The 7,344-nt window shown below is 71.4% G+C and carries 7 protein-coding genes; 1 reads left to right on the top strand and 6 read right to left on the bottom strand.

Translation table 11 applies throughout. The features are described from left to right. A partial coding sequence (locus tag GTY47_RS31635) for an AAA family ATPase (RefSeq protein ID WP_010045738.1) occupies positions 1–1,247 on the bottom strand: 1,247 nt, incomplete at its 3' end. Positions 1,248–1,513: 266 nt separating this feature from the next. Between GTY47_RS31635 and GTY47_RS31630 the strand changes: the two genes are divergently transcribed. Continuing rightward, positions 1,514–2,866 (top strand): M14 family metallopeptidase, encoded by a 1,353-nt coding sequence (locus tag GTY47_RS31630; protein ID WP_010045736.1) that lies wholly within the window; start codon positions 1,514–1,516, stop codon positions 2,864–2,866. Positions 2,867–2,878: 12 nt separating this feature from the next. Here GTY47_RS31630 and GTY47_RS31625 read toward each other — a convergent pair whose 3' ends face one another. From GTY47_RS31625 to GTY47_RS31605, 5 genes are all read right to left on the bottom strand, one after another. Next, complete coding sequence (locus GTY47_RS31625) at positions 2,879–3,379, bottom strand: hypothetical protein (protein ID WP_010045733.1); 501 nt, start codon at positions 3,377–3,379, stop codon at positions 2,879–2,881. Positions 3,380–3,444: 65 nt separating this feature from the next. After that, positions 3,445–4,923, bottom strand: a complete 1,479-nt coding sequence (locus tag GTY47_RS31620) for a gluconate:H+ symporter (RefSeq protein ID WP_010045732.1) — start codon at positions 4,921–4,923, stop codon at positions 3,445–3,447. Between the two features lie 99 nt (positions 4,924–5,022). Further along, positions 5,023–5,433 (bottom strand): RidA family protein, encoded by a 411-nt coding sequence (locus GTY47_RS31615; RefSeq protein WP_010045731.1) that lies wholly within the window; start codon positions 5,431–5,433, stop codon positions 5,023–5,025. Beyond that, on the bottom strand, positions 5,430–6,191 hold the full coding sequence (locus tag GTY47_RS31610; protein WP_010045730.1) for an IclR family transcriptional regulator: 762 nt from the start codon (positions 6,189–6,191) through the stop codon (positions 5,430–5,432). Before GTY47_RS31610 ends, GTY47_RS31615 begins: the two co-directional genes overlap by 4 nt. Next, positions 6,188–7,222 (bottom strand): sugar kinase, encoded by a 1,035-nt coding sequence (locus tag GTY47_RS31605; protein ID WP_010045728.1) that lies wholly within the window; start codon positions 7,220–7,222, stop codon positions 6,188–6,190. The genes GTY47_RS31610 and GTY47_RS31605 overlap by 4 nt, the downstream gene beginning before the upstream one ends. Positions 7,223–7,344 lie beyond the last annotated feature (122 nt).

The raw sequence follows: 7,344 nt of genomic DNA, 5'->3' as shown, positions 1-7,344 counted from the left end.
ATGTGTATAAGAGACAGAGGCGGGGGCGGTGGCAGGCCCGGACGGGGGGCGAGCAGGGGCTCGGGGCGCATCACGGGCAGCGGCACGATCCCGCCGGGCGGACGGGGCGCGGGCGGCACCACGTTCCCCGGCGTCACGGTCGCCGCGAGCGCCTGCACAGGCCGGGCGTGTTCACCGGAACCGTTCACCAACGGGGCGCCGCCCGACGGCACATCGACACGTCCCCCGCGTGCCCCGCCCGGGACACCGCCCGCGAACGCCCCGCCGGCGAGGTGTCCGCCGCCCGGCAGGAGCGTCTCCGCCGGCGCCGGGGACGTCCCCCACCCGGCGTCCGGCTCCCCGGTGCCGTCCGCGCACACCGCCTCCGCCGTCTCCAGGTCGAAGCCGCCCGCCAGGACCGACAGCCGGGCCCACACCTGTTGCTCGGGACCGGTGCACAGGTCGTGGCTCCAGGCGACCGCCGCGCGCAGGGTCTGGTGGCGGGGCAGGGCGGCGGGGCTGCCGGTGGTGAGGAAGCGGTAGCGGTCGTCGAGGCGGTCCACGAGCTGGTCGACGTCGAGGACGCGCATGCGGACGGCGGCGAGTTCGATGGCGAGGGGGAGACCGTCCAGGCGGTGGCACAGGCGGGCCACGGAGGCGCGGTTGTCCGGGGTGAGGCGGAAGCCGGGGACGACCGCGGCGGCCCGGTCGGCGAACAGCGTGAGGGCCGGATAGCCCGCGGCGGCGGAGAGGTCGCCGTCCGGGTCGGGCACCGGCAGGGGCCGCACCTCCAGCAGGTGCTCCTCGATGAGCCCGAGCCGGTGCCGGCTGGTGGCGAGGACGCGGACGCCCTCGGTGCCGCGCAGCAGGGCCGCGGCGAGCTGCGCGCACGCCCCCGCCAGATGCTCGCAGTTGTCGACGACGAGCAGCAGCCGCCGGTCCCGCACCTGCTCGACGAGGACGTCCAGCGGCGGCTGCGCCGAGTGGTCGTGCAGCCCCAGCGCGTCGGCGGCGGCGAGCGGCACGAGCGCCGGGTCGTGCAGTCCGGAGAGGTGCACGAAGCGCACGCCGTCCGGGAAGGCCCGCTGTACCCGGGCCGCGATGCGCGCGGCGAGCCGGGTCTTGCCGACGCCGCCCGGCCCGGTCAGCGTCACCAGCCGTGCGCGGGCCAACAGTTCGCGTCCCTGGGTCAGTTCGCCACGCCGGTCGATGAAGCTGGTCGTCTCGACCGGCAGCTGGTGGTCCCGTCGTGGCGCTGATCCGCCCATGATCAGCCAGTCCTCTGGGGGTGTGGTTCGAGGATCCGGACATTCCGGCTCCCCTAGGGCCTCACTGTCCCCCGTTGCGTACATATATGCACGCTCGGGTCACACCCGTGGGTGTACTTCGACCAGGACGGCTCAGCCGCCGTGCCGCCCGCGTACACTGCGCGGCCGCTTTCAGCCTTGACCTGCTCATGCCAACGGCAGAACGATGTGCGCCACCCGCACACGTACGTCGCACGGAACAACCCCACCTCCCACAAGGAGATTTCATGCGACTCCGCATACGAGGCTCCGGTGCCCGCGCCGGCAGACGCACCGCCGCCCTCGCCGCCCTCCTCGCACTCGCCCTCGCGGCACCCCTGTCCGCGACGACCCCGGACGCCAGCGCCGACAGCGCCGGCAAGGCGGCCCCGTCGGCCGGCGACGTCCGGCAGTACGAGGTCCACATGCACTCGACGGCCGAGGACCGCACGGCACTTCAACGCACCGGCGTGACCGTGGACGAGGCCCACGGCCACGGTGTCGTCGTCTCCGGACGTGCCGACCAGATCAAGAAACTGCGCGCGCTGGGCTACGAGGTCACCCCGCTCGGCGCGGTGCCCGACCGGTCCGCCGGCGAGGACGACGTCCGGCTCTACGACTTCCCCTCCGCCGACTCGCGCTACCACAACTACGCGGAGATGACGAGCGCGATCGACTCGATCGTCGCGGCCAACCCGTCCATCGTGAGCCGCCGCGTGATCGGCAAGTCGTACCAGGGCCGGGACATCGTCGCCGTCAAGATCAGCGACAACGTGGGCAGCGACGAGTCCGAGCCGGAGGTGCTGTTCACGCACCACCAGCACGCCCGCGAGCACCTCACCGTCGAGATGGCGCTCTACCTGCTGCGCGAGCTGACCTCCGACTACGGCTCCGACTCGCGCGTCACCAGCATGGTGAACAACCGTGAGATCTGGATCGTCCCGGACATCAACCCGGACGGCGGCGAGTACGACATCGCGACCGGGTCGTACCGCTCGTGGCGCAAGAACCGCCAGCCCAACAGCGGCAGTTCGTACGTCGGTACGGACCTGAACCGCAACTGGAACTACCGCTGGGGCTGCTGCGGCGGCTCCTCGGGCTCGACGTCCTCCGAGACGTACCGGGGCCCGGCGGCGGAGTCGGCGCCCGAGGTGAAGGTCGTCGCCGACTTCGTGCGCAGCCGGGTCGTCGGCGGGGTGCAGCAGATCAAGGCCGGCATCGACTTCCACACGTACAGCGAACTGGTGCTGTGGCCGTTCGGCTACACGTACTCCGACACGACGACCGGCATGACCGCGGACGACAACGCGGCGTTCAAGGCGGTCGGGCAGAAGATGGCCGCGAGCAACGGGTACACGGCGGAGCAGTCCAGCGACCTGTACATCACGGACGGGTCGATCGACGACTACCTCTGGGGCACGCACAAGATCTTCGGGTACACGTTCGAGATGTATCCGAGGTCCGGCGGTGGTGGGTTCTACCCGCCCGACGAGGTGATCGAGCGGGAGACCTCCCGTAACCGCGACGCGGTGCTGCAACTGCTGGAGAACGCGGACTGCATGTACAGGTCCATCGGGAAGGAAGCCCAGTACTGCCGGTAGTCGCTCGGCCGGCTACTCGGCGTCTTCCTCGAAGTAGGCGTCCAGTACCGCGTCCAACTGCTCGTCCCACTCCGTGAAGCGGCTCCTGGCCGGCGCCTCGATCTCGATCGGGTACCAGCGCCGGTCAGGGGTGTGGACGGTGACGGTGTACCGCTTGCCGAAGCGGGCGGTCTCCGTCTCCACCGCCCCGATCTCGTCCCAGCGGAACTCGCATTCCTGGTCGTCCAGGGACAGTCGTACGCCTCTGTGGTCGGCGACGATCTTCGCACGGCGGTCGGACGCCTCGAAGACGGGGCCGTCGACTTCGGTGTCCTCCTCCGGCTCGGCGACGGACGCCTCCGCCGTCTCCTCCGGCTCGGGGGCGGACTCCTCGGACCCGGCGACCTCAGGCTCCTTCTCCGGCCCGTCGTCCTCCGTCCTTCCGGACGCGGGTGACGTGAGCCCGGGGATGAAGGCCGGGTCGAATCCGGCGCCTTCCAGGGGCTGGCTGCTCGAACCTATGCGCTGCTCCACAGCGGAGCAGTATGGTCGACAAACCTGTGCCGCACATAGTCGGCCCCCACTTCGTTATCGGACGCCTACACGAACAGGCTCAGTACCGCCGCCACCGCGAACCCCGCCACCGACAGCACACTCTCCAGCACCGTCCATGACTTGAGCGTGTCCCGCTCGCTGATGCCGAAGTACTTGGCGACCATCCAGAAGCCGCCGTCGTTGACGTGCGAGGCGAAGATGGAGCCGGCCGAGATGGCCATGATGACCAGGGCGACGAAGGCCTGGGAGTGGTCTCCCTCGGAGAGCAGGGGCGCCACGATGCCCGCCGTCGTCACGATCGCCACCGTCGCCGAGCCCTGGGCGACGCGCAGGACCACGGAGATCAGGTAGGAGAGGACGAGCACCGGCAGGCCCACGTCGTTGAACGTGTCCGAGAGGGCCTGGGCGACGCCGCTGGCCTTGAGGACGGCGCCGAAGATGCCGCCCGCACCGACGACGAGCAGGATGTTGCCGACGGGCTTGAGGGACGCGGTCGACACCGTCTCCAGGGACTTGCGGGACCAGCCGCGGCGGATGCCCAGCAGGTAGTACGCGAGGAACAGGGCGATGGTGAGGGCCACGAAGGGGTTGCCGAAGAACTCGATCACCGAGCGGAGCGTGGAGGGGTCCAGGGCGATCGAGGAGAAGGTCGCGGCGAGGATGAGGACCAGCGGCGTGCCGATGATGCCGAGGACCGTCCCGAGGGACACCGGCTGCTCGCTCGGCGCGACCCCGGCGGCCCGCTGCTCGTCGACGACGGCCTGCTTGGCCTCTTCCGCCGCCTCGACCATGTCCTGCGGCACGGCGACGAAGATGCGGCGGCCGATCCACGCCGAGTACGCCCAGGCCGCGGCGACGGCCGGCAGACCGCAGACGATGCCCATCAGGATGACCCAGCCGAGGTCCACGTGGAGGAGACCGGCGGCGGCGACGGGGCCCGGGTGCGGCGGCAGGAACGCGTGGGTGACCGACAGGCCCGCGAGCAGCGGCAGGCAGTAGAGCAGGATCGACTTGCCCGAGCGCTTGGCGGCGGCGTAGACGATCGGGGCCAGGACGAAGATGCCGACGTCGAAGAAGACCGGGATGCCGAAGATCAGGCCCGTGAGGCCCATGGCGAGCGGGGCGCGCTGCTCGCCGAACAGGCCGAGGAGCCGGCCGGCCAGCACCTCGGCGCCGCCGCTGACTTCGAGGATCGCGCCGAGCATGGTGCCCAGGCCGATGATGATCGCGACATGGCCGAGGATGCCGCCCATGCCGGACTCGATGGTGGAGACGGCGTCCGACTTCTGGACCGTGCCGAAGAGTTCGGTGACCGACAGGCCGGCCGCGAGGCCGACGGCTATGGAGACCGCGAGCAGGGCGACGAACGGCTGGAGTCTCATCCTGATGATGAGGAACAGCAGCAGCGCGATGCCGAGCGCGGCGGTGAGCAGGAGTCCGGCCGTACCGTCGACCAGGAGGAGCAGGCCTCCGGTGTGGGGTGGGGTCTCGGCAGGGGCGGACGCGGCGAGCGGATGGGACATTTGGGGGTCCTCTGGGTAAAGGCATGCGGTTTCTGGGTAGGGGGGAGCGCGGCGCGGCGCATCGGTGGCGCCGCGCCTCGACAGCGAGGTGGGGTCGGGTCAGCCGAGGACGGCCAGTGCGTCGATCTCGACGAGGAGACCCGCGGGCAGGCCGACGTAGACCGTCGTGCGCGCGGCGGGCGGCCGGGTCAGGCCCTGCTCGTCGAAGTACGCGTTGTAGATCTCGTTGAACTCGGCGAAGTGCGCCACGTCGGTGAGGTAGACGCGGATCATCATCGCGTCGTCCCAGCCGGCGCCGCCCTCTTCGAGGATGGCCTTGACGTTGGCCAGGGTCTGGAGGGTCTGCTCGCGCAGGGTCGGCCCGGCGGGCGTGGGCGGCTTGCCCTCCTCGGCGGGCAGGAAACCGACCTGGCCGGCGACCTGGAGGATGTTGCCCTTCTTCACACCGTGCGAGAACTTCGCCGGCGGGGTGGTGTGGGTCTTGGGGGTGAGTGCGGTCTTGTCCGTCATTCGGTGCCCTTCACTGGTGTTCTGCCGGAGTACTCGCCGCTGATGGCGTCCGCCGTACGGCGCACCAGCGGCAGGAGGGTGAGGAGTTCGTCGGCGGTGACGACGACGTTCGGCGCGGAGACCGACATCGCGGCGACGACCCGGCCGTCGGCGCCGCGGATCGGTGCGGCGACACAGTTGATGGACTCCTCGTGGCCGCCGAGGTCGGTGGCCCAGCCCTGTTCGCGCACCTTCTCCAGCTCGCGCAGGAACGCCGTGGCGTTGGGTGTCGAACGGGCCGTGTACGCGGGGTAGTCGAGCTTCTCCGCCACCGCCCGCCGCTCGTGCTCGGGCAGGTCGGCCAGCAGCAGCTTGGCGACCGCGGCGACGGTGATGGCGACGGGCTTGCCGATGCGGGAGTACATCCGCACCGGGTAGCGGCTGTCGACCTTGTCGATGTAGAGGACCTCGTTCTCCTCGTACACGGCGAGGTGCACGGTGTGCCCGCAGCTCTCGTTGAGACGGACCAGGTGGGGATGGGCGATCTCGCGGACGTCGAGGTTCTCCATCGCCTCCTGGGCGAGGGCGAAGAGGCGGGCGCCCAGCCGGTAGCGCTGGTCGGACTGGCGGTAGACGAGGCCGTGTTCGTGGAGGGTGCGCAGCAGGCGCAGGGCCGTGGACTTGTGCACGCCGAGGCGGTCGGCGACCTGCCCCAGGTCGGCGGGGCCCTCGGCGAGCAGCGGCAGGATGCTGAGCGCGCGGTCGACGGTCTGGCTCATGGCGTACGTACCTCCTCTGGGGCCCGCTGTGTGTCCTCGGTCCAGCCCGGGCCGAGTCGCAGTCTCCCCCATGCCGCGTCGTCCAGGGCGACGAGCCGGTCGGCGTGCTGCCGGGTGGGAGGGGGCGCGAGGTCCCCGGGGACGGTGAGCGCGGCGGCGGCCAGCAGGTGCCCGTGCCGCAGCCGGTCCCGGACGGGCAGTCCGCGCAGGGTGGCGGAGAGGAACCCGGCGGCGAAGGCGTCCCCGGCGCCGACGGCGGCGACGACGTCGACCCGCGGGGCGGGCACGAAGGTGACGTCCCGCTCCTCGAAGACGGTGGCTCCCGCGGCGCCCTGCTTCACGACCAGCACCTCGGGTTCGGGGAGGGCGGCGCGGACGGCTTCGGGGCTGTGCAGCCCCCAGGCCTCGTCCTGCCCGACGAACACGAGGTCCGCGCCCCGCGCGAGGTCCCGCAGCACGTGGGGGGCGTCGGTGTCGCGCCACAGGCCGGGCCGGTGGTTGACGTCGAAGGAGACCAGGGGGCGGCCGGGCCGGCGCGCGGTCAGCTCACGCATCAGGTCCAGGCAGGTCTCGGACAGCGCGGCCGTGATCCCGGACAGGTGCAGCACCCGGCCGGCGCGGACCGCGTCCAGGTCCGTGTTGCGGGCCGACATGGCCGAGGCCGCGGACCCGGACCGGTAGTAGGCCACCTCGTGCGCGCCGGTGGCCCGGTCCCCGGCGGTGCGGAAGTAGATGCCGGTGGGGCGGGCGGGGTCGCGCCGGACGTGTGCCACGTCCACCCCGTACCCGCCGATCGCCTCGACCAGGTGGTCGCCGAACGGGTCGTCCCCCACCCGGCTGACCCATCGCGCGGAGTGCCCGGTGGCGGCCAGCACGCACGCCGTGTTGGACTCCGCGCCGCCGATGCCCCGGTCGAAGGAGGGGACGTCGGCGAGCCGTCCCGGCCGGGACGGCAGGAACGTGACCATGGACTCGCCGAGCGCGACGACGTCCACGACGTCGGGGGCGTTGCGGGGTCCGGTGGGGGTCACGATGCTCGTAGCTCCTGGTTGCTCGGCGGGGGCGGCGTGTGCGGCCGCTTTCGTTGACCCCGGGTGGCCGAGATGTTAGACAGCGTTGAGCGATATACGCAATGAATGTTGCAGCTTATGCA

It is taken from the genome of Streptomyces sp. SID5464 (assembly GCF_009862985.1).
Taxonomy (GTDB): Bacteria; Actinomycetota; Actinomycetes; order Streptomycetales; family Streptomycetaceae; genus Streptomyces; species Streptomyces chartreusis_D.
Note: the sequence above shows the minus strand (reverse complement) of the source record. Positions and strands in the feature narration are given on the sequence as shown.